At 67.5% G+C, this 20,643-nt stretch carries 25 protein-coding genes; 12 read left to right on the top strand and 13 right to left on the bottom strand.

All coding sequences use genetic code 11. The annotated features are described in order from the left end of the window. Both glmM and thiD read left to right on the top strand, forming a co-directional pair. On the top strand, window positions 1-1,338 hold the full coding sequence (gene glmM / locus ASE22_RS12245) for a phosphoglucosamine mutase (RefSeq protein WP_056359526.1): 1,338 nt from the start codon (window positions 1-3) through the stop codon (window positions 1,336-1,338). A gap of 10 nt (window positions 1,339-1,348) precedes the next feature. Next, window positions 1,349-2,149, top strand: coding sequence for a bifunctional hydroxymethylpyrimidine kinase/phosphomethylpyrimidine kinase (gene thiD, locus ASE22_RS12240; RefSeq protein WP_056359523.1), 801 nt, complete (start codon window positions 1,349-1,351; stop codon window positions 2,147-2,149). 102 nt (window positions 2,150-2,251) lie between these two features. On the opposite strand, the gene ASE22_RS12235 is transcribed toward thiD, so the two are convergent. Then, window positions 2,252-2,692: an RrF2 family transcriptional regulator gene (locus ASE22_RS12235; RefSeq protein ID WP_056359520.1), complete on the bottom strand. Its 441-nt coding sequence runs from the start codon at window positions 2,690-2,692 to the stop codon at window positions 2,252-2,254. Window positions 2,693-2,785: 93 nt separating this feature from the next. On the opposite strand from ASE22_RS12235, the gene ASE22_RS12230 reads away from it, so the two are divergent. Further along, on the top strand, window positions 2,786-3,232 hold the full coding sequence (locus ASE22_RS12230) for a globin domain-containing protein (protein WP_056359517.1): 447 nt from the start codon (window positions 2,786-2,788) through the stop codon (window positions 3,230-3,232). A gap of 59 nt (window positions 3,233-3,291) precedes the next feature. Next, window positions 3,292-4,098, top strand: a complete 807-nt coding sequence (locus tag ASE22_RS12225; protein ID WP_056359514.1) for a DUF1698 domain-containing protein — start codon at window positions 3,292-3,294, stop codon at window positions 4,096-4,098. A gap of 79 nt (window positions 4,099-4,177) precedes the next feature. Here ASE22_RS12225 and rplI read toward each other — a convergent pair whose 3' ends face one another. Genes rplI through rpsF form a run of 3 tightly spaced genes read right to left on the bottom strand, consistent with a single transcriptional unit; the run spans window position 4,178 to window position 5,481 of the window. Next, window positions 4,178-4,786 (bottom strand): 50S ribosomal protein L9, encoded by a 609-nt coding sequence (gene rplI / locus ASE22_RS12220; protein WP_056359511.1) that lies wholly within the window; start codon window positions 4,784-4,786, stop codon window positions 4,178-4,180. Window positions 4,787-4,804: 18 nt separating this feature from the next. After that, entirely contained in the window at window positions 4,805-5,029 is a 225-nt protein-coding gene (gene rpsR / locus ASE22_RS12215; protein WP_056359508.1) for a 30S ribosomal protein S18, read from the bottom strand. Between the two features lie 17 nt (window positions 5,030-5,046). After that, a complete protein-coding gene (gene rpsF / locus ASE22_RS12210) occupies window positions 5,047-5,481 on the bottom strand; it encodes a 30S ribosomal protein S6 (protein ID WP_056361137.1) in 435 nt (144 codons plus the stop codon). 292 nt (window positions 5,482-5,773) lie between these two features. On the opposite strand from rpsF, the gene ASE22_RS12205 reads away from it, so the two are divergent. From ASE22_RS12205 to mltG, 6 genes are all read left to right on the top strand, one after another. Then, the gene (locus ASE22_RS12205) at window positions 5,774-6,463 is read left to right on the top strand and encodes a hypothetical protein (RefSeq protein ID WP_056361134.1); all 690 of its coding nucleotides are present in this window, start codon (window positions 5,774-5,776) and stop codon (window positions 6,461-6,463) included. Window positions 6,464-6,539: 76 nt separating this feature from the next. Beyond that, window positions 6,540-7,475 (top strand): ACP S-malonyltransferase, encoded by a 936-nt coding sequence (gene fabD / locus ASE22_RS12200; RefSeq protein WP_056359505.1) that lies wholly within the window; start codon window positions 6,540-6,542, stop codon window positions 7,473-7,475. A gap of 114 nt (window positions 7,476-7,589) precedes the next feature. Further along, window positions 7,590-8,330 (top strand): 3-oxoacyl-[acyl-carrier-protein] reductase, encoded by a 741-nt coding sequence (fabG, locus tag ASE22_RS12195; protein WP_056361131.1) that lies wholly within the window; start codon window positions 7,590-7,592, stop codon window positions 8,328-8,330. A gap of 107 nt (window positions 8,331-8,437) precedes the next feature. Next, window positions 8,438-8,674, top strand: coding sequence for an acyl carrier protein (locus ASE22_RS12190; RefSeq protein WP_011950940.1), 237 nt, complete (start codon window positions 8,438-8,440; stop codon window positions 8,672-8,674). A gap of 134 nt (window positions 8,675-8,808) precedes the next feature. Then, a complete protein-coding gene (fabF, locus tag ASE22_RS12185; protein ID WP_056361128.1) occupies window positions 8,809-10,074 on the top strand; it encodes a beta-ketoacyl-ACP synthase II in 1,266 nt (421 codons plus the stop codon). A 30-nt stretch (window positions 10,075-10,104) separates the two neighbouring features. Then, entirely contained in the window at window positions 10,105-11,076 is a 972-nt protein-coding gene (gene mltG, locus ASE22_RS12180) for an endolytic transglycosylase MltG (RefSeq protein ID WP_056359503.1), read from the top strand. A gap of 206 nt (window positions 11,077-11,282) precedes the next feature. Here mltG and ASE22_RS12175 read toward each other — a convergent pair whose 3' ends face one another. From ASE22_RS12175 to ASE22_RS12135, 9 genes are all read right to left on the bottom strand, one after another. Beyond that, window positions 11,283-11,726 carry a hypothetical protein gene (locus tag ASE22_RS12175; protein ID WP_056359499.1) on the bottom strand — a complete coding sequence of 148 codons (444 nt, stop codon included), beginning with the start codon at window positions 11,724-11,726 and terminating at the stop codon, window positions 11,283-11,285. An 80-nt stretch (window positions 11,727-11,806) separates the two neighbouring features. Next, entirely contained in the window at window positions 11,807-12,223 is a 417-nt protein-coding gene (locus ASE22_RS12170) for a hypothetical protein (RefSeq protein WP_056361126.1), read from the bottom strand. A gap of 60 nt (window positions 12,224-12,283) precedes the next feature. After that, the gene (argC, locus tag ASE22_RS12165; protein WP_056359496.1) at window positions 12,284-13,225 is read right to left on the bottom strand and encodes an N-acetyl-gamma-glutamyl-phosphate reductase; all 942 of its coding nucleotides are present in this window, start codon (window positions 13,223-13,225) and stop codon (window positions 12,284-12,286) included. Further along, on the bottom strand, window positions 13,222-14,157 hold the full coding sequence (locus tag ASE22_RS12160) for a C40 family peptidase (RefSeq protein WP_056359493.1): 936 nt from the start codon (window positions 14,155-14,157) through the stop codon (window positions 13,222-13,224). The genes argC and ASE22_RS12160 overlap by 4 nt, the downstream gene beginning before the upstream one ends. Beyond that, window positions 14,114-14,443, bottom strand: a complete 330-nt coding sequence (locus ASE22_RS12155; protein ID WP_079646346.1) for a MarR family transcriptional regulator — start codon at window positions 14,441-14,443, stop codon at window positions 14,114-14,116. Before ASE22_RS12155 ends, ASE22_RS12160 begins: the two co-directional genes overlap by 44 nt. A gap of 129 nt (window positions 14,444-14,572) precedes the next feature. Beyond that, a complete protein-coding gene (locus ASE22_RS12150; RefSeq protein WP_056359491.1) occupies window positions 14,573-15,961 on the bottom strand; it encodes a leucyl aminopeptidase family protein in 1,389 nt (462 codons plus the stop codon). A gap of 25 nt (window positions 15,962-15,986) precedes the next feature. After that, window positions 15,987-16,367 (bottom strand): PaaI family thioesterase, encoded by a 381-nt coding sequence (locus ASE22_RS12145; RefSeq protein ID WP_056359488.1) that lies wholly within the window; start codon window positions 16,365-16,367, stop codon window positions 15,987-15,989. Next, complete coding sequence (locus tag ASE22_RS12140; RefSeq protein ID WP_056359485.1) at window positions 16,367-16,786, bottom strand: PaaI family thioesterase; 420 nt, start codon at window positions 16,784-16,786, stop codon at window positions 16,367-16,369. The genes ASE22_RS12145 and ASE22_RS12140 overlap by 1 nt, the downstream gene beginning before the upstream one ends. Window positions 16,787-16,838: 52 nt before the next feature. After that, window positions 16,839-18,785, bottom strand: coding sequence for a potassium transporter Kup (locus ASE22_RS12135; RefSeq protein ID WP_056359482.1), 1,947 nt, complete (start codon window positions 18,783-18,785; stop codon window positions 16,839-16,841). Window positions 18,786-18,987: 202 nt separating this feature from the next. Between ASE22_RS12135 and purC the strand changes: the two genes are divergently transcribed. Further along, on the top strand, window positions 18,988-19,764 hold the full coding sequence (gene purC, locus ASE22_RS12130; RefSeq protein WP_056359479.1) for a phosphoribosylaminoimidazolesuccinocarboxamide synthase: 777 nt from the start codon (window positions 18,988-18,990) through the stop codon (window positions 19,762-19,764). A 167-nt stretch (window positions 19,765-19,931) separates the two neighbouring features. Beyond that, window positions 19,932-20,615: an RBBP9/YdeN family alpha/beta hydrolase gene (locus ASE22_RS12125; RefSeq protein ID WP_056359477.1), complete on the top strand. Its 684-nt coding sequence runs from the start codon at window positions 19,932-19,934 to the stop codon at window positions 20,613-20,615. Window positions 20,616-20,643 lie beyond the last annotated feature (28 nt).

Here is a 20,643-nt window from a genome sequence, read left to right as displayed (position 1 = left end):
ATGGCGCGTAAATATTTCGGTACCGACGGCATTCGCGGCCGGACCAACGAAAGCCCGATGACCGCCGAGATCGCCATGAAGGTCGGCCAGGCGGCCGGCGCGCATTTCGTGCGTGGCGAACATCGTCACCGGGTCGTCATCGGCAAGGACACCCGCCTGTCGGGCTATATGATGGAATCGGCGCTCGTCGCGGGTTTCACCAGCGTCGGCATGGACGTCGTCCTGCTCGGCCCGATGCCGACCCCGGCGGTGGCGATGCTGACCCGCTCGATGCGGGCCGACATCGGCGTGATGATCTCCGCCAGCCACAACATGTTCGCCGACAATGGCATCAAGCTGTTCGGTCCCGACGGCTACAAGCTGTCCGATGCCGACGAGGCGGCGATCGAGGCGCGCCTCGAAAAACCCGTCCGGCTCGCGGCCTCGGCCGATATCGGCCGCGCCCGCCGGGTCGAGGACGCGCGCGGCCGCTACGTTCACGCGATCAAGTCGAGCTTTCCGGAACATCTCCGCCTCGACGGGCTGCGCATCGTCGTCGATTGCGCCCATGGCGCCGCCTATGAAGTGGCGCCGCTCGCCTTGTGGGAGCTGGGCGCAGACCTGATCTCGATCGGCGTCAGCCCCAACGGGGTAAACATCAACGAGCAATGCGGATCGACCGATACCCGAGCCCTGCAGGACAAGGTGCGGGAGACGCGTGCCGACATCGGCATCGCGCTCGACGGCGACGCCGACCGGCTGATCATCGTCGACAATGAGGGCAAGGTCGTCGACGGCGACCAGCTGATGGCGCTGGTCGCCACCGGCGCCCAGCAGCGCGGCGAACTGCGCGGCGGCGGCATCGTCGCGACGGTCATGTCGAACCTCGGCCTCGAGCGCTATCTCGGCGGGAAGGGGCTCTCGCTCCATCGCACCCAGGTCGGCGATCGCTATGTGGTCGAGGCGATGCGCGCCGAGGGTTTCAACATCGGCGGCGAGCAGTCGGGCCATATCGTCATGTCCGACCATGCGACGACCGGCGACGGCATGGTCGCGGCGCTTCAGGTGCTCGCCCAGCTCGTCGAAAGCGGCAAGCCCGCGAGCGAGCTGCTTCACCAGTTCGATCCGCTGCCGCAGCTCCTCAAGAATGTCCGCTTCGCGGGCGGCGAGCCGCTCAAGAACGACAAGGTCATCGCCGCGATCGCCGATGCCGAGCAGAAGCTCAACGGCAGCGGCCGGCTCGTCATCCGCAAATCGGGCACCGAACCGCTGATCCGGGTCATGGCCGAAGGCGAGGACAAGAAGCTGGTCGAGGCGATGGTCGACCAGATCTGCGACGCCGTCCGCAAGGCCGCGTGATCCGACACCGGTGACCGTCACCCGTATCCTCATCGTCGCCGGCTCGGATTCGGGCGGCGGGGCCGGCATCCAGGCCGACATCAAGACCGTGACCCTGCTCGGCGGCCATGCGATGACCGCGATCACGGCGATCACCGCGCAGAACACGCTCGGCGTGACCGCGGTCCATGCGATCCCGGCCGACATGGTGATCGCCCAGATCGACGCGGTGGCCGGCGACATCGGCGTCGATGCGGTCAAGATCGGCATGATCGGCAGTGCCGAGATCGCCGAGCGAGTCGCCGAACGGCTCGACCAGGCGGACCTCGCCGGCGTGCCGCTGGTGTTCGATCCGGTGATGATCGCGACCAGCGGCAGCCGGTTGGCCGACGCGGCGACGATCGCGGCGTTCGGACGGCTGATGCGGCGCGCGGCGGTGTCGACGCCCAATCTGGACGAGCTCGGGGCCCTGAGCGGTGCGGCGCTGACCGATGTGGCCGATGTCGCGGGCGCGGCCGCCGGGCTGATCGGGAAGGGCAGCGGGCCGATCCTGGCGACGGGCAGCCGCTTCGTCCCCGAAGAACTCACCGACCTGCTGTTCATGGGCGACGGCGACGTCCCGTCCCGGCGCTGGAGCGCGGGCTGGATCGACACGATCCACGACCACGGCACCGGCTGCACGCTGGCGAGCGGGATCGCGACGGGCCTGGGGCAGGGGCTGCCGCTGGGTGACGCGATCGGTCGCGCCCGCGATTTCGTCCGCGCTGCGCTGCTGGCGGCGCCCGGGCTGGGGCGGGGGCACGGCCCGATGGGACACAGGTCGATCGACTGAAGCGCTGCGTCGCCCCAGCGAAGGCTGGCCCATGTCTCTCCCCAGCCAGATGGCCACCGAGGAAAGGGCAGAGATCGATGCCAGCCTCCGCTGGCATGACGTTCAAATGGGTTGAGGCTCGGCGGCGTCCAGCCCCAGCAACCGCGCCAGATCGCCCCGCTGCCGCGTGATATCCGCCAGCGAATAACGGTCGAGCACCGCGAGAAAGGCGCCCATCGCCTCGCCGAATATGGTGGTAAGCCCGCAGGCGGGAGCGATCAGGCAGGCGTCGCAGTCGGCCAGCTTGCGATCGGGCTCGCCGTGACGCACGACGTCGCCAATCGCTATGTCCTCAGGCGCCCTGGCCAGTTCAATCCCGCCGCCGCGACCGCGCACCGTCCTGATGAAGCCCGCGCGGCCGAGCATGTGGACTACCTTCATGAGATGGTTCTCCGAGATCGCATAGGCGCGCGCGATCTCGGCGATCGACGAGAGCCTGCCGTGGCGGGCGGCGAGGTGGATCAGCACGCGCAGCGCGTAGTCGGTATGGCGGGAAAGGCGCATGCCGCATCATATTCGAAATAAAGATGGATTCCAATTGCATCTTATCAAGACTCGTTATAGGTGCATTCAAGATACATCTTTCAGGAGCCCCGCATGACCCGCACGCTTTCTCCCGAGACCATCGCCATCGTGAAATCGACCGCGCCCGCGCTGCAGAAGCATGGGCTGGCGATTACCCAGCGCATGTATGAGCGGCTGTTCGTCGATCCCGCCGTCAAGGCGCTGTTCGACGAGGCCGCGCAGGAGTCGGGCGAGCAGCCGAAGCGGCTTGCGGCGGCGATCCTCGCCTTTGCCAAGAATGTCGACAACCTCCCGGCGCTGAGCCAGGCGGTCGAGCGGATGGCGACGCGCCATGTCGATACCGGCGTGAAGCCCGAACATTATCCGGCGGTGGCGGCGGCGTTGCTGCCGGCGATCAAGGACGTGCTCGGCGATGCGGTCGACGAGACCGTCCTCGACGCCTGGGGACAGGCCTATTGGGTGCTGGCCGATATCCTGATCGGCCGCGAGCAGCAGCTGTACGTCGCCGAAGCGGCGTGATTTGACAGCGCGGCTGCGGGCCGCCATTCGGACGGCCTTTCCAACTGGGCCGGAACGACATGACCTCCGAAGAGCAGCAGCTTCGCGACCTCGCACCGATCAAGGGCAACTGGTTCCACAGCTTCGAGGCGATGCCCGGGCTGTGGACCAACGGCCACAAGAGCCGCGAGGGCATGGCGTTCGAGCTCGAGCATTGGCATTTTCCGGCCGATCTGTCGGGCAAGGCAGTGCTCGACATCGGTTGCGCCGATGGGGGCTTCAGCGTCGCGGCGCTCCAGCGTGGGGCGGCGTCGGTGCTCGCGATCGACGAGCAGGTGACGACCGGCATGCACCACTTCGACGCCGTTCGACCCTATCCCGAGATCGAATTCCGCCAGATCGGCCTCTTCACCGACGCGTTCATGGCGCTCCCCACGTTCGACTTCATCATCTTCGCGGGCGTCCTCTATCATGTCCACGACATGCTTGAGGCGCTCAAGCGCGTGCGCTCCAAGGCAGCCGGCACGGTGATGCTCGAAACCATCTACAACCAGACGCTCGGCGACTGGCCGCCGGCCGCGGTCTTCTACGAGAAGGACGAGTTCCACAACGATCCGACCAACTGGTGGGCGCCGAACTTTGCCTGCATCGAAGCGATGCTGCGGGTCGCCGGCTTCGACTTCGAGCGGACCTGGCCGGTCGGTCCGGCGGCCGACGCGCCCGAGGGACGGGCGGCCTATCTGCTCACGCCGACGACAGGCTCGCTGTTCGGCGCGATCACCGAAGGCGCGACGGGCAGCAATTCGATGCTGGAAGAGGCGCGTCAGCGTATCGAGCAGCTCCACGAGGAGAATGCCCGCCTGCGCGCCCGCTTGGCCGGCGCGTAGCGGCAGATCGACCGCCGACAAGAAAAGGGCCGCCCGGATCGCTCCGGACGGCCCTTTTTTCTCGTCGATGTCGAAGCGATCAGGCTTCGGCTTCGCCCTCGTCGGCGGCAGCCTCTTCGAGGATGTCGGCGCTGATTTCGCCGGGTTCGGCGTTGGGGTCGTAAGCCTCGGTGAAGCCGGCTTCGTCACGCTCGAACATCGAGGCCATGACGTCGACGCCCTGCGACTGCAGCTCGGCCTCTTCGGGCGAGCGGGCGACGTTGACCTTGACGGTCCGGGCGACCTCAGCGTGCAGCGAGATCTTCACCTCGTGCAGGCCGATCGCCTTGATCGGGCGGCTGAGCACGACGCCCGACTTCGAAACCTTGATACCGTCTTCGGCGAGCGCCTCGACGATGTCGCGGGCCGAAACCGAACCATAGAGCTGGCCGGTGTTCGAAGCCTGACGGATCAGGGTGACCGACTTGTCGTCGAGCACCTTGGCCTCGGTCTCCGCGGAGTCGCGACGCTTGGCGTTGTCGGTTTCGATCTGGGCGCGGTTCGCCTCGAAGACCTTCTTGTTGGCCTCGTTAGCGCGCAACGCCTTCTTGCGGGGAAGCAGATAGTTGCGGGCAAAGCCGGCCTTGACGGTGACGACGTCACCGATCTGGCCAAGCTTCTCAACGCGTTCGAGCAGGATCACGTCCATGTTGGCGGTCCTCCCTTCTTACTTGACGATGTAGGGAAGCAGCCCGATGTGACGGGCGCGCTTGATCGCCTGGGCGAGTTCGCGCTGCTTCTTGGCGGATACCGCGGTGATGCGGCTCGGGACGATCTTGCCACGCTCGGACACGAAGCCCTGGAGCAGACGGACGTCCTTGAAATCGATCTTGGGAGCATCCTTCGCGGAGAAGGGGCAGCTCTTGCGGCGGCGGAAAAATGCGCGTGCCATGATTTTCTATCCCTTCCTTACGACGCGAATTCGCGGTCTTCGCGACGGGGGCGATCACCCCGGTCACCCCGATCGCCACGATCCCCGCGGTCGCCACGATCACCGCGGCCGTCACGACGGCCGTCGCGATCGCTACGGCGCATCATCGCGGACGGGCCCTGCTCGAGTTCGTCGACACGGATGGTCATGTAGCGGATGACGTCCTCGTTGATCGCGGTCTGGCGCTCGAGCTCGGCGACGACACCCGCGGGGGCGTCGATGTGGAGCATGACGTAATGCGCCTTGCGGTTCTTCGCGATGCGATAGGCGAGGCTGCGCAGGCCCCAGGTCTCGGTCTTCACGACCTTGCCCTGGTTTTCCTCGACGATCTTGGTAGCGGCTTCCGCCAGCGCGTCGACCTGGGCTTGCGCCAGATCCTGACGCGCGAGAAACACATGCTCGTAAAGAGCCATGTTCGCGTCTTCCTTCCTTTGGCCGATCGCTGACGCCGTGCCCATCACGAACGCCCCTCCGGCTGTCTTCCAAAAAAGCAACAGGGGCGGAGAGACTGGCTCTCGCCCCGGCTGGCGCGGCCTATGGCGGAAATGGCGCGGAAAGGCAAGGCCGAAGCGGGAAACGGCGTCGGCATCACTTTGGCCGATTGCTTCGCCCCGGCCGACGGGAGGGAAATCGCCGGGAACCGCGAAGAACAGGGATGGTTGAGCCAGCCAGGACATTATAGGGTCGATGGATGAAGCTTCCCCGATGATCGTGAACCGCCCAGGCGCCTTCGTCCTGATGGCATCGCTCGTTGCGATGGCGTCGCCGCTGCAGGCCGCCGCACCGCGGCAGCTTCTCGCCGAGGCGGCCTTCGTGGCTCGCGACAAGGCGGTCGCACTCGGCCAGATAGCCGAGGCCGAGAGGGTCGCGGCGGCGGTGCTGGCGCGCGAACCCGGCAACAGGGAAGCTGCCTTCGCCCGCGCGATGGCGCTGGGCTACAAGGCGAAGCTGGCGCGTCATCGCGGCGAGGCGCTGGAGGCCCGGCGGCTGTTCGAGGCGCTGGCCGCTGACGATCCGCGCGATGCCGAAGCCGCGGCGGCGGTCGGCACCTGGCATCTCGATTCGGTGATCGACCTTGGCGGCCTGGTCGCCGGCATGGCGATCGGCGCGAAGAAGGCGATCGGGTTCGCGATGACCGATCGCGCGGTCGCGCTAGGCGGCAACCGCGCGACCTATGCAGGGCTGGCGGCGCTGCTGCGGCTCGCGATCGATCCGGACGATCCGCGCGGCCGGTCGCTGGCGGAACGGGCCGCCGCCGCCGCGACGCCACAGCCGCTCGATCGCGTGTTCCAGCGGAGCGCGGTGGCGATATTGGCATCGCTGAAGGGCGGGAACGACAAGGCGACGCAGAAGCTTGCGCGGCAGCTGCTGCCGTTCGGACGCCTCGATCGCTGAGCGGCACGCGGGCTTTGCGCTTGCCACTGCCGCCAAGCTTTCCTAGTGGCGCACGCCAGACCGAGGGGAACCGTCGATGCGCGCATTCATCTTTCCGGGACAGGGCAGCCAGGCTGTCGGCATGGGCCAGGCCCTGGCCGACGCGAGCCCCGTGGCGCGCGAAGTGTTCCAGGAAGTGGACGACGCGCTCAGCCATAAGCTGTTCAAGCTGATGGCCGAAGGGCCGGCCGACGAGCTGACCCTGACGGAAAACGCCCAGCCCGCGATCATGGCCAATGCCATCGCGACCCTGCGCGTGCTGCAAAAGGAAGGCGGCATCAGCCTGGCCGACAAGGCGGCCTTCGTCGCCGGCCACAGCCTGGGCGAATATACCGCATTGTGCGCGGCCGAGGCGATCGACCTCGCCACCACCGCGAAGCTGCTCAAGCTGCGCGGCCGCTCGATGCAGGCGGCGGTACCGGTCGGCGTCGGCGCGATGGCGGTTTTCCTGGGTCTCGATTTCGAGGGCGCCCGGCAGGTCGCCGAGGAGGCCGCTCAGGGAGAGGTCTGCCAGGCGGCCAACGACAACAGCAACCGTCAGGTCGTCGTGTCGGGTCACAAGGACGCCGTCGAGCGCGCGATCGAGATCGCCAAGGCGAAGGGCGCGCGCCGCGCGATGCTGCTGCCCGTCTCGGCGCCGTTCCACTGCTCGCTGATGCTGCCGGCCGCCGATGCGATGGCCGAGGCGCTCGGCAAGATCGCGGTCCAGGCGCCGCTGGTGCCGCTCTATGCCAACGTGCTGGCGGCGCCCGTCGCCGACCCGGCCGAGATCGTCCGGCTGCTGGTCGAGCAGGTGACCGGCACGGTCCGCTGGCGCGAGAGCGTCGCGGCCATGGCCGATGCGGGCGTCGAGCGCTTCGTCGAGCTGGGCGGCAAGGTCGTCGGCCCGATGGTCAAGGACATCACGGAGAAGGCGACCGCGACCAGCGTGGTGACGATGGCCGATATCGAGGCGCTGGCGGCGACGCTGTAAGGCTTCACATTGATCGTCATGCCAGCGTAGGCTGGCATCTCAGGAGAGTAGGGCGCGAACATCGCCCGAGATCCCAGCCTTCGCTGGGATGACGCTTGCAGGAGAATGAAGGAAATGTTCGATCTTTCAGGCATGACCGCACTGGTGACCGGCGCTTCCGGCGGCATCGGGTCGGCGATCGCCCGGGCGCTCGTCCAGCAGGGCGCGAAGGTCGCGCTGTCGGGTACGCGCGAGGATGCGCTGAAGGCGGTCGCGGCCGAGATCGGCGGCGACACCGTGATTCTGCCGTGCAACCTCGGCGATGCGGAGGCGGTCGATGGGCTCGTCCCGCGTGCGGTCGAGGCATTGGGCGGGAAGATCGACATCCTCGTCAACAATGCCGGCGTCACCCGCGACAATCTGATCATGCGGATGAAGGACGACGAGTGGGACCAGGTGATCTCGGTCAACCTCGAGGCCGCCTTCCGCCTGATCCGCGCCGCGACCAAGCCGATGATGAAGGCGCGTTTCGGCCGGGTGATCACCATCACCTCGGTCGTCGGCACCACCGGCAATCCGGGCCAGGCCAATTATGCGGCGTCGAAGGCGGGCCTCGTCGGCATGTCCAAGGCGCTGGCGCAGGAACTGGCCAGCCGCAGCATCACCGTCAACTGCGTCGCCCCCGGCTTCATCTCGTCGGCGATGACCGACGTGCTGCCCGAAGCGCAGAAGGAGGCGCTGCTCGTCAAAATTCCGGCCGGCAAGCTGGGCGAGGGTGGCGACATCGCCGCGGCCGTCGTCTATCTGGCCAGCCGCGAGGCATCCTATGTCACCGGCCAGACGTTGCACGTCAACGGCGGGATGGCGATGATCTGATGATATTGCGGTTGCGCTTGTCGTTACCCACGTCATCAAAGCATGCTTGCAAGCAATCCCTGCCCCCGTTAGGGCAGGCGACAGAAACCCTAAGGAAGGTTTAGAACATGAGCGAGACCGCCGAGCGCGTTAAGAAGATCGTTGTCGAGCATCTGGGCGTCGAGGCCGAGAAGGTCACCGAGGAAGCCAGCTTCATCGACGATCTGGGCGCAGACAGCCTCGACATCGTCGAGCTGGTGATGGCCTTCGAAGAGGAATTCGGCGTCGAGATTCCCGACGATGCAGCCGAGAAGATCGCGACCGTCAAGGACGCCATCAGCTACATCGAGAGCCACAAGGGCTGATCGTTCCACCCGCCGGCCGTTGATCGACCGGGGCAGGTGACAGAGCCGAGGCTTTTCAGCGGCTCCCCGACCCCGGGCAATCCGATGGGACGGGGGGCCGCTTTGCCGTTCAAGACGAAATGCAGGAGAATGCCATGCGTCGCGTGGTCGTAACCGGATTGGGCCTTGTCACGCCTCTGGGCGCGGACGTCGAGACGGCCTGGGCCAATATCATCGCGGGCAAGTCGGGCGCCGGCCCGATCACCCGCTTCGACACGACCGAGCAGGTCTGCAAGATCGCCTGCGAGGTGAAGCCGGCCGATCACCCCTACGGGTTCGATCCGAACAAGCGCGTCGACCACAAGGTCCAGCGGCAGGTCGACCCCTTCATCATCTACGGGATCGACGCCGCGGGCCAGGCGCTCGAGGATGCCGGCCTGACCGATATGACCGAGGAGGAAAGCTACCGCGCCGGCCTGTCGATCGGCTCGGGCATCGGCGGCCTTCCGGGCATCGCCAGCGAGTCGATCGTCTGCGAGACCAAGGGGCCGCGCCGCGTGTCGCCGCACTTCGTGCATGGGCGCCTGATCAACCTGATCTCGGGCCAGGTGTCGATCAAATACGGGCTGCGTGGGCCGAACCACGCGGTCGTCACCGCTTGTTCGACCGGCGCGCACGCGATCGGTGACGCCGCGCGGATGATCGCGATGGACGATGCCGACGTGATGCTGGCGGGCGGCGCCGAGGGCGCGATCTGCCCGCTCGGCATCGCCGGCTTCGCGCAGGCGCGCGCGCTGTCGACCGATTTCAACGACGAGCCGGAGAAGGCGTCGCGTCCCTATGACAAGCGGCGCGACGGCTTCGTGATGGGCGAGGGTGCGGGCATCGTCGTGCTCGAGGAATATGAGCATGCCAAGGCGCGCGGCGCCAAGATCTATGCCGAGGTGATCGGCTATGGCCTGTCGGGCGACGCCTATCATGTCACCGCGCCGCATCCGGAAGGGTCGGGCGCCTATCGCTCGATGGCGATGGCGCTCAAGAAATCGGGCCTGCAGCCGTCCGACATCGACTATATCAACGCCCATGGCACCTCGACCCCGCTCGGCGACGAACTGGAGGCCGGCGCGGTCCGCCGCCTGTTCGGCGACGCGCTCAAGACCGTGTCGATGAGCTCGACCAAGTCGGCGATCGGCCATCTCCTCGGCGGCGCGGGCGCGGTCGAATCGATCTTCTGCATCCTGGCGATGCGCGACCAGATCGTACCGCCGACGCTCAACCTCGAGGATCCGAGCGACGGGCTCGAGGATTTCGATCTCGTTCCGCTCAAGGCGAAGAAGCGCAAGGTCAAGGCGGTGCTCAACAACAGCTTCGGCTTCGGCGGCACCAATGCCAGCCTGATCATGCGCGCGCTCGAGGACTGAGGCGGATTGGCGCGCCGGAGGAGGCCCTCCATGATCCGCCGGCTGATCGCGCTGGTCCTGATCCTCGCGCTGGTCGGCGGCGGAGCCGTGCTCTGGATCTCGCGCGACTGGTGGGGCGAAGGCCCGCTCCGGAAGCCGGTCAGCATTCAGGTCCGGAAGGGCGACACGCTCGCCTCGGCGGCGCGCGCGCTCGAGAAGGCGGGGGCGGTCCGGTCGACCACCAACTTCCTGCGCTTCGCCCGGCGCTTCGGGTCGCAGGACCCGGTCCGCGCGGGCGAGTTCGAGATTCCGGCCCGCGCGAGCGGCGCCGAGATCCTCGACCTGCTCCAGCACGGCAAGGCGGTCCAGCACCTCGTCACCATCCCCGAGGGGATGCCGTCGATCCTCGTCCATGAGCGGCTGATGGCCGAGCCCCAGCTGACCGGCACGATCGCCGTCCCGGCCGAGGGATCGGTGCTGCCCGATAGCTACAGCTTCGAGGCGGGCGAGCCGCGCGCCGCGGTGCTGGCGCGCATGCAGGCGGCGATGCGCGCCGCGCTCGACGGGGCCTGGGCCGCGCGCAAGCCGACGAGCGTCGTCACCAGCAAGCGCGACGCCCTGATCCTGGCCTCGATCGTCGAGAAGGAGACCGCGGTCGCCTCCGAACGGCCGATGGTCGCGGCGGTCTATTCGAACCGCGTCCGCGAGGGGATGAAGCTGCAGGCCGATCCGACCGTGATCTACCCGATCACCCGGGGCAAGCCGCTTGGCCGCCGGATTCGCCTGTCGGAGCTGCGGGCGGTCAACGGCTACAACACTTATGCCTCGGCGGGGCTTCCCGAGGGCCCCATCGCCAATCCCAGCAAGGCGGCGATCGAGGCGGTGCTCGATCCGGCGAAGAGTCCGGCGCTCTATTTCGTCGCCGACGGCAAGGGCGGCCACGTCTTCGCCAACACCCTCGCCGAGCACAATGCCAACGTCCAGCGCTTCTACGCCATCCGCCGTTCGCGCGGCGAGATGTAGGCTCCGCACATATTCCCTCGAACGTCGCCCCAGCGAAGTCTGGGGTCCCGGGAGGGTTGGCTCGCATCGCGTCCGGAGATGCCAGCCTTCGAGGGACCTTGGCTTAAGCGCCCATCTCCATTCTCTTCATCGTCCCGGCTTTCGTCGGGGGGACGGCGTTTACGCAAAGATCCCGTCTTCGCTGGCACGACGCATTTGGAACAGGCTCAGCGCAGCCAGCCGCGCTTCTTCGCATGGCCGGCGAAGCAGAGCTGGGCGACCGCCATCAGGATGATGAAGGCGGGAAAGACCGCCGCGCTCCAGTCCATCAGCAGGTGGATCTTCGCGATCAGGAAACTGTGCCCGAACTGGACGATCACCGCGGCCAGCGAGATCAGGTAGAGCGGCTGCGCCCAGGCGCGCCGCAGCAGCAACGCGATCGTGCCGAAAACGCCGCTCCACACGGCGACGCCATAAACCCACCAGAGCCAGCCCGGCATGCCCTTGATGCAGTCGGCCGCGAGCTTGCCCATCTCGGCGACCATCCGCTCGTAGGGCGTGGTCAACTGGCTGTAGAAGGCGAACAGCCCGGCCGCCCCCCAAAGCAGCAGCACGACCCCGACGACCCAGTACCAGGCGGGTATGCCCACTCTCCCGTCCACCTCATTCATCGTCCTTCTCCCTGCAATGACCTATGCGATCCTAAGAAGACGAGCAGGCGGGCCGCGATCCTACCGGCGCGGCGAAAATATCAACCGAGCAGGCCTGCGGTCTTCGCCCAGCAGGCGAAGCCGATCTGCGCCACGGCGACGAACGCGATGACGGCGGGAAAGGCGAGCGACGAGGGGCCGAGTTTCGACGCGCCCCGGTAGACGACGAAGAACCAGCCGAACTGCACGATCACCGCGACCAGCGAGGCGACGAAGAGCGGACCGGCGGCGAGGCAGCGGCACAGCAGCGCGATCGCGCCAAGCAGGCCTGCGCCGACCGCGACGACATAGGCCGCCTCGGCCGTTGCCGGCATCGCCGTCCAGGCTGCGCGCTGTTCGACGGGGAGCCGGGCGAGCTTCTCGGCGTTCATCGTCATCTGGCTGAAGCAGGCGAGGCAGCCGACGGCGTTCCAGACCAGCAGGACCGCCGACACCACCCAATACCAGACAGGCACCATCGCGATCCTCCCCATCGCTCCGACCAGGGGAAGATGCGCCGCTTTTCCGGCCTTGTAAATCTACAGGCGGAGACCCTCGGTTTCCGCCAGTCCCAGCGCGATGTTCAGATTCTGGACGGCCGCGCCCGCCGCGCCCTTGCCGAGATTGTCGAGCGCCGCCACCAGCCGGGCCTGGCCCGCCGTCTCGTCGGCATAGACGAACAGGTCGAGCCGGTCGGTGCCCGCCGCCTGCTCGATCGTCAGGAAGGGGGGATTGTCGGCAGCGACGCGCACGACCGCGCTGCCGTCATAGGCGGCGCGCAACACATCGCGGACCGCGTCTCCGGTGGGGCGGCCGGGCAGCAGGTGCAGGTGCAGCGGCACCTCGACCAGCATGCCGCGATAGGTCTTGGCGACCGAGGGGAAGAAGATCGGCGGATGGGCCAGCCCGGCATGTTTCCGCATCTCCGGCACATGCTTGTGGCCGAGCCCGAGTGCGTAGGCGCGGAACGCGGTGTCGGTCGCGTCGGGCGAAGCCGGGTCCTCGAACATCGCGATCATCGCCTTGCCGCCCCCCGAATAGCCCGACACGGCGTTGGTCGACAGCGGCGTGTCGGCAGGCAGCAACCCGGCGCGCACCAGGGGCCGGACGAGCGCGAGGAAGCCGGTCGGATAGCAGCCGGGGTTGGAGATGCGGGTCGCGCTTGCAAGCGTCTCGCGCTGGCCCGGATCGAGCTCGGCGAAGCCATAGGCCCAGCCGGCGGCGGTACGGTGCGCGGTCGATGCGTCGATCACCCGCGCCGCGGGATTCGCGATCAGCGCTACGGCTTCGCGCGCAGCGTCGTCGGGTAGGCAGAGTACCACCGCGTCGGCGGCGTTCAGCGCCTCGGCGCGCGCGGCCGGGTCCTTGCGCCGCGCCTCGGCGATGCTGAGCAGTTCGATATCCGGCCGTCCCGCGAGCCGATCGCGGATTTCGAGGCCGGTGGTGCCCGCGGCACCGTCTATGAAGACCTTGGCGGTCATGGATCGAGTCTCCGCCGGCTCGATATCGGCCGGTCATGATGGGGGGCAAGGCGGGCCACGACGTCGGCGAGGGGTTCGATCACCACACTCATCCAATGCGCATTGGCATGGATCAGACGGTCTTCGTCCACCATCAGGCCGACATGGCCGGGGAAGCTGATGACGTCCCCGCGTCGGAGGCGGGCCTCCTCGGGCAATGGCCTGCCCAGGGTCTCGCGCTGCATGTCGGTGTCGCGCGGGGCGGCGATTCCGCAGGCGGCGAGCGCGACCTGGACCAGCCCCGAACAGTCGATGCCGTCGGCGCCGCGGCCGCCCCACAGATAGGGCGTGTCCAGAAGCGTTTCGGCCACCGTCACCGGGTCGTCCGAGAGCAGGTCGAGCGCGACGACGTGGCGCGCATGGACGAAGCCGTCGCCCGTCGCGAGGAAGTCGTCGCGAAGCTCGCCGGCCAGCCGCGCGCCCAACGGCAACGTGCCCAGCATCGGCGCCTTGATCGACGGCGCCGCAAACCGCAACGCTTCGCGCACATGGACGCGGTGGGTGGCTGGCAGCGCTGGCACCAGCAGCCCGGCGTCGACATAGCCGACATAATGGTCGTGGACGGAAAAGCCCCAGGCCCAGCTGCCGGCCAGGTCGAGGACGGCGAAGGCCTCGCCCGGCAGAAGCTGCGACACCGCCTCGGCCTGATGGCTGGCGGTCTTGCGCATCATCGCGGCGGCGGCGCCTCCCATGCTCGCCATCGGCGCCGCATAATGCGGTGCGAACAGGGTGCCCGCGAGCGCGACATCGGCGATGTCGCGGCGATAGGCGTTGGTCCGCGGATCGAGCCTCCGCGTGGGTCCGTCGAGGTGGAAGGCGGCCGCAGGCAGGCGGCCGCCGGTCTTGCCGTCAGCCGCGAGCCTTTTCGAGATCGATGGATTTTCCGAAGGCATCGAGGAAGGCGGCCCCTTTTTCGGTCTTGGCGACAAAGATGTTGCGGCGATCATTATCGTCGCGTTCGCGGCGCAGATAGCCGAGCGAACCCAATGTGTTCAAGGCGCGCGTGATGACGGGCTTCGAGACGCCCAGTTGCTGGGCAAGGCCACGCACCGTATGCGGGCCGGGAGTGATGTAGCTGATCAGCAGCAGGGCCATCTGCCGGTTCGTCAGATCAGGTTGCCCGGAGCGGACATAGGAGACCAGGGCTCGCATCCACTGGGACAGCTGGTTTTCGGACATGGTACGCGCCCTTTGCATAAAATCCTGTCGGGGTAGTGCAACCCCGGCCGGAAAACGCGGGCCGTTCGATTTCGTTTCACTGGTCGACGGCAATCATTGCGTTTTGTCGCTGAAAACCGGCGACCAGTCTCAGGGCGTAACGAATTTGGCCTTCAGCATGGCGAAAGCGGCGCGCAGCCCGAGCGCATCGCCACCTTTCGGGCGGCCCGGCCGCGCGGACGGACGCCAGGCGAAGGTATCGAAATGGGCCCAGGCCGTGGTGTCGGGAACGAAGCGCTGCAGGAACAGCGCGGCGGTGACCGCGCCGGCCATGCCGCCTTCGCCCGCATTGTTGATGTCGGCCATGGTCGACTTGATCATGTCGCCATAATCGGACCAGAGCGGCATCCGCCAGACGGGATCGGAAACCGCCGCCGCAGCCGCCGCGATGTCGGCGGCGAGCGTATCGTCGTTGGCGAACAGGGCAGGGAGGTCGGGGCCGAGCGCGACCCGCGCCGCGCCCGTCAGGGTCGCGAAGTCGAGGATCAGCACCGGCTTGTCCTCGCCGGCCCGGGCCAGCGCGTCGCCCAGCACCAGGCGCCCCTCGGCGTCGGTGTTGCCGATCTCGACCGAGATGCCCTTGCGGCTGCGCAGGATGTCGCCGGGACGGAAGGCGTCGCCGGCCACTGCATTCTCGACCGCCGGGATCAACAGGTGGAGCCGCACCGGCAGCCGCGCGCCCATCACCAGCCCGGCCAGCGCCAGCGCGTGCGCGGCGCCGCCCATGTCCTTCTTCATCAACAGCATGGCGGAGGAGGGCTTGAGATCGAGACCGCCCGAATCGAAACACACCCCCTTGCCGACGATCGCGACGCGGGGATGGCTGGGATCGCCCCATTCCAGTTCGATCAGCCGCGGCGCCCGATCGCGGACGGCGGCCCGGCCGACCGCGGCGATCATCGGATAACCCTGGTCGAGTGCGTCGCCCTTGGTCACGCGGATCTCGGCGCCATGGGCCTTGGCGACCGCTTCGGCCGCATCGGCAAGCTCGGCCGGCCCCATGTCTGCGGCCGGCGTGTCGACCAGGTCGCGGACCAGCGCCACCGCGTCGGCCAGCGCGACCGTCGGGGCGATCGCGGCGGCGTCCCTGGACAGCAGGATGCGGGCCGGGATCGGATCGGGCTTGGCCAGATAGCGGTCGAAGCGGTGATGGACGAGCAGCCAGCCGAGCCCGCCGGTCAGCGGAGCGTCTCCTTCGATCCGATAGGTACCGGCGGGCAGCTTCTGCGCGACCGCGGCGAGGTCCCACGGACCGGGAGTCTTGGCGGCGCCGAACGCCGCCGACCATTCGCCGTCCTTGCGCCCGGGCAGGACCAGCAACTCGCCCGGCTTGGCCTTGAACCCGGCGGCGGCGGCGAGGGTGCGGACCTGAATGGACTGGTCCTTCAGCCAGGCCTCGAAGCCGTCGGCGGCGAGCGGGAGCAGCGCGTGGGCGGGATCCCCGCGATCGGGCAGGAGCAGGCTGGCGAAATCTGTCATGCCCGCGGTTTAAGCACCGGACTGGCTATCGGTCGAGCAGGATGTGCATCCGCGCGGTCGCGATCGGCCTGGACCGGTCGTCCTGCCAGCAGACCGCGCTCGCATTGGCGACCCGCTTGCCGATCCGGACGATATGGGCGACCGCATGGGTCTCGGTCATCAGCCCGCCGCGCAGATAGTCGACGGCGATGTTGATCGGCTTGACCTTGGGCATGCCGGTCTCGCGCATCTCGTGCGCCAGCGCCTCGTAACAGGCCATTTCCAGCAGGCCGGCGATCACGCCGCCATGGACGAAGCCCGGCCGTCCCTCGATCTCGGGGCGCCAGCCGACGCTCAGGATCGGCTCTCCGGTCGCCCGGTTGGGATGGGCGCCGATCAGGTCGGCATAGGGGGAGCGGAAATGCATCAATCACCCGTGAAGAAAAAGCTGGCGAGCGAATGGGCGACGGGGTCGGCGGGGTCGCCGTCATGCGCCGAGCAGCGCACGAAGGCGACGTTTCGGGTCACCTTGTAGCAGGTCGCCCGCGCGATGATCGACCGCCCCGGGGGCGCGGCGCGCATATAGTCGATTCGCAGGTCGAGCGTCGCCATCGGCCGCGCTTTTTTCAGCTTGGCGACGATGGAGAGGCCCGACGCGCTGTCGATCAGCGAGATGACCGGCCCCGAGGCGAGCACGCCGTTTTCGGCGTTCATGGCGAGGCGCGGATCATAGTCGAAGCCGAGCTCCGCCCAGTCGTCGCCATGGTCTACGTAGCGCAGACCGAGCTGATTGGCATGGCCCTTCATGAGCCGCTTGATATGGGGAAGCTCGAGCCAGTCGGTCATGTCATCAGGGCATAGGCCGTTACGTCGCCGGTGCAAGCCTCCGAATCGCACCCTAGATGGTCGTCTGCGAGCCGAGTTCCACGACCCGGTTGGGCGGAATACGGAAGAAGTCGGTGGGATCGGACGCGTTGCGGTAGAGGAAGATGAACAGCAGGTCCTGCCAGAAGGGCATGCCGCTGTTCTTCGAGGGACGCAGGGTCGACCGGCCGATGAAATAGCTGGTCTGCAGCGGTTCCAGCTTGTTGTCGCCATGGCGCAGCGCGAAGGCCAGGTCGCGGGGAATGTCGGGGCTTTCCATGAAGCCGTAGCTGAGCACCGCGCGAGTAAAATTCTCGTCGATATTGGTCATGTCGAGCCGATTGGCGGCCGGGACGACGGGCGAGTTCACGGTATTGATCGTCAGCGCCAGGTTGCGCTCGTGCAGGATCTTGTTGTGCTTGAGGTTGTGGAGCAGCGCACTCGGCGCCGCCGCCATGCCCGACGACAGGAAGATCGCCATGCCGGGCACCCGTTCGGGCGGGCGGGCGCGGAGCATGCGGGCGAGTTCCTCGAGCTCGATCGCCTGGCTCTGGTCGATCGCCAGCAGCAGCTTGCGCCCCCGCACCCAGGTCACGATCAGCAGGCCGACCCCGCCCGCGACGATCAGCGGAACCCAGCCGCCTTCGTAGATGCGCAGGATATTGGCACCGAAGAAGAACAGGTCGAGCAGCAGCAGAGGCAGGATGACGGCGATGGTCAGCGGCCAGCCCCAGCCCCAGGTGCGGCGGACGACGAGGAAGGCGAGGCAGGTCGTCACGACCATCGTCCCCGATACCGACACCCCATAGGCCGCCGCCATCGCCGAGGAGGAGCCGAAGCCGAGCACCAGCACCATCACGCCGACGAAGAGCAGCATGGTGATCGTCGGCAGGTAGATCTGCCCGGCGGCATGTTCGGACGTCTGGCGGATCTTGAGGCGCGGCAGCAGGCCGAGCTGGATCGCCTGGCGGGTCAGCGAATAGGCGCCGGTGATCACCGCCTGGCTGGCGATGACCGTCGCGCAGGTCGCCAGCAGCACGAGCGGGATGCGGGTGAGGCCCGGCGCCATCAGGAAGAACCAGTCCTGGTTCACGAACTCCACGCCCCGCGCCGAGGCGACCTCCAGCCGGTGGAGCGCGAAGGCACCCTGGCCGAGATAGTTGAGCGCGAGCGCCGGGAACACGATGAACAACCATCCGGTGCGGATCGGTTTCGCCCCGAAATGGCCCATGTCGGCGGTCAGCGCCTCGGCGCCCGTGACGGTCAGGAACACCGCGCCGATCACGAACATGCCGGCGATGCCGTGATTGGCCATGAACAGCACGCCGTTATGGGGAAGGATCGCGGCGAGGATCGCCGGTTCGTCGGCGATGTGGGTCAGGCCGATGCCGCCGATCGTCACGAACCAGAGCAGGCAGACCGGACCGAACAGCCGGCCGACGATCCGCGTGCCGCGCGCCTGCATCAGGAACAGCCCGATCAGGATCGCGGAGGTGATCAGCAGGATCTCGCTGCGCGACACCGCATGCTCGAGGCCGGGTATGGTCTTGAGCCCCTCTACCGCCGACAGCACCGACAGGGCAGGGGTGATCACCCCGTCGCCGTAGAACAACGCGGCGCCGGCGGCGCCGAGTGCCATCACCAGCGTCCGCCGTCGCCGGGTCGATCGCTGCGCCAGCGCCATCAGCGCGAGCACCCCGCCTTCGCCATTATTGTCGGCGCGCATCAGGAAGAGGACATATTTGCAGGTGACGACGAGGATCAGCGCCCAGAGCGCGAGACTGAGCACGCCCAATATCTCGCCGGCGACGATCCCGTCCTCGGCGGCCTGGCCCAGCGCCTCGCGAAACGCATAGATCGGGCTGGTACCGATATCGCCGAACACGACGCCGAGCGCGCCCAGCGTCAGCGCCGCCATGCCGTCCTCGCGGCCGATATCCTTCCGTAACGGGCCTTCCGGGTCGGCCATGTCGTTCCGCATCGATTACGCCTTCAAGCGCGAAGCCGGCGCGGCGATTAGGCCTCTCCAGGGCGGAATGCACGCAGAATCTCGCGGCGGTGCGGCATTGTTTGCGTGGAGCGGGCAATCGCGGTAAAGGCGAACTCCAACTGCCTCGGTGGCGCGTCCGAATCGACGTTGTCTCCGGGGCTTCTCTGTTTTCCCGCCCGCCGGAGGCCCGACAATGACCCGCCGCCGCCAGATTTACGAAGGCAAGGCCAAGATCCTGTATGAGGGACCGGAGCCCGGCACTCTGATCCAATATTTCAAGGACGACGCCACCGCGTTCAATGCCCAGAAGAAGGGCACGATCAACGGCAAGGGCGTGCTCAACAACCGGATTTCCGAGCATATCTTCACGCTGCTCGGGACGATCGGCGTGCCGACCCACTTCATTCGCCGCCTCAACATGCGCGAGCAACTGATCCGCCAGGTCGAGATCGTGCCGATCGAGGTCGTGGTGCGCAACGTCGCCGCCGGATCGCTGACCAAGCGGCTCGGAATCGAGGAGGGTACCCAGCTCCCCCGCACGATCATCGAATATTATTACAAGGACGACGCGCTCGGCGATCCGCTGGTCGCGGATGAGCATATCGCCTGCTTCGGCTGGGCGAGCCAGGAGGAGATGCACGACATCGCCGACATGGCGATTCGCGTGAACGACTTCATGTGCGGCCTGTTCGCCGGCATCGGTATCCGGCTGGTCGACTTCAAGCTCGAATTCGGCCGCTTCTGGGACAACGATTTCAGCCGCGTCATCCTCGCCGACGAAATCAGCCCCGACGGCTGCCGGCTGTGGGACATGACGACCGGCGAGAAGCTCGACAAGGACCGGTTCCGCCAGGATCTCGGCGGCGAGGTCGAGGCCTATCAGGAAATCGCCCGCCGGCTCGGCTTGATGCCCGAAGGCGAGAACATGATCCTCGATCTGGAAAGCCATCGGAAAAATCGCGGCAAGTGATTCCAACGGCTTAGGCCGGGGCGTTTCGGAGGCTGTCCGAACGCGCCCCGGCCTGCCGCATTCTCGCCGCATTTGGTCGCAGGGCCTATTTACAACCGCGCGACTAGACATAATCTGACACGACGATCCCGCGGCCTTCATGCCGCCGAGTCGAGGAGTGTCGGATCATGGCGACAACCCGTTTCGAACATCCTTCCGCGGCGCCCCTGACGCTGCTGCTGCCCGACCTCGACGGCGAGGGTGCGGGCTATTGGCTGCGTTGCTGGGTCGACACCAGGATCGACTGCCGGATGGTCGATCTCGGCCAGTCGCGCTGTCCCGATCGCAACAGCCTCGTCACCCGCCTCGACCACGCGGTCCGCCGCGCCGATGCGCCGATCATCCTCGTCGGCCACGGCATAGGGGCGCTCACCATCGCCGCCTGGGCCGGGCTGATGAGCATGGAAAGCGAGGCCGCCGTCGCCGGCGCGCTGCTGATCGCCCCGAGTGATCCGAACGCCGCCGATGCCGATCCGCGCCTGCTGGCATTCGCGCCGCTGCCTTCGACCGTCTTTTCCTTCCCGGCGCTGGTCGTCGCGAGCGAGGACGATCCGGTCGTGTCGCCCGATCGGGCATTCAGCCTCGCGCGCCAATGGGGTGCCGGCTTCGCCCGCTTCGGCGCCTGCGGCCATTTCGCGCCCGCCGACGGTCTGGGTTGGTGGCCGGAGGGCGAGGAACTGCTCGATCGCTTCGCCGACCTCCTCGAACCGGGCCGCGCGCAGGCGATGCGCGGGATCGACCATCTTGCCGCGGCCTTGCCCCCGCGCGCCGCGCAGCCAGGCCCTTCGCTGTTCCGCCCCCGGGCGGGTTGAGCGCCCCGTCCGCCCTATCTCCGGGGGG

This window comes from Sphingomonas sp. Root720 (genome assembly GCF_001428605.1).
Classification (GTDB): Bacteria; Pseudomonadota; Alphaproteobacteria; order Sphingomonadales; family Sphingomonadaceae; genus Rhizorhabdus.
The sequence above is the reverse complement of the archived record's forward strand: the minus strand, read 5'-3'. Positions and strand labels throughout refer to the sequence as shown.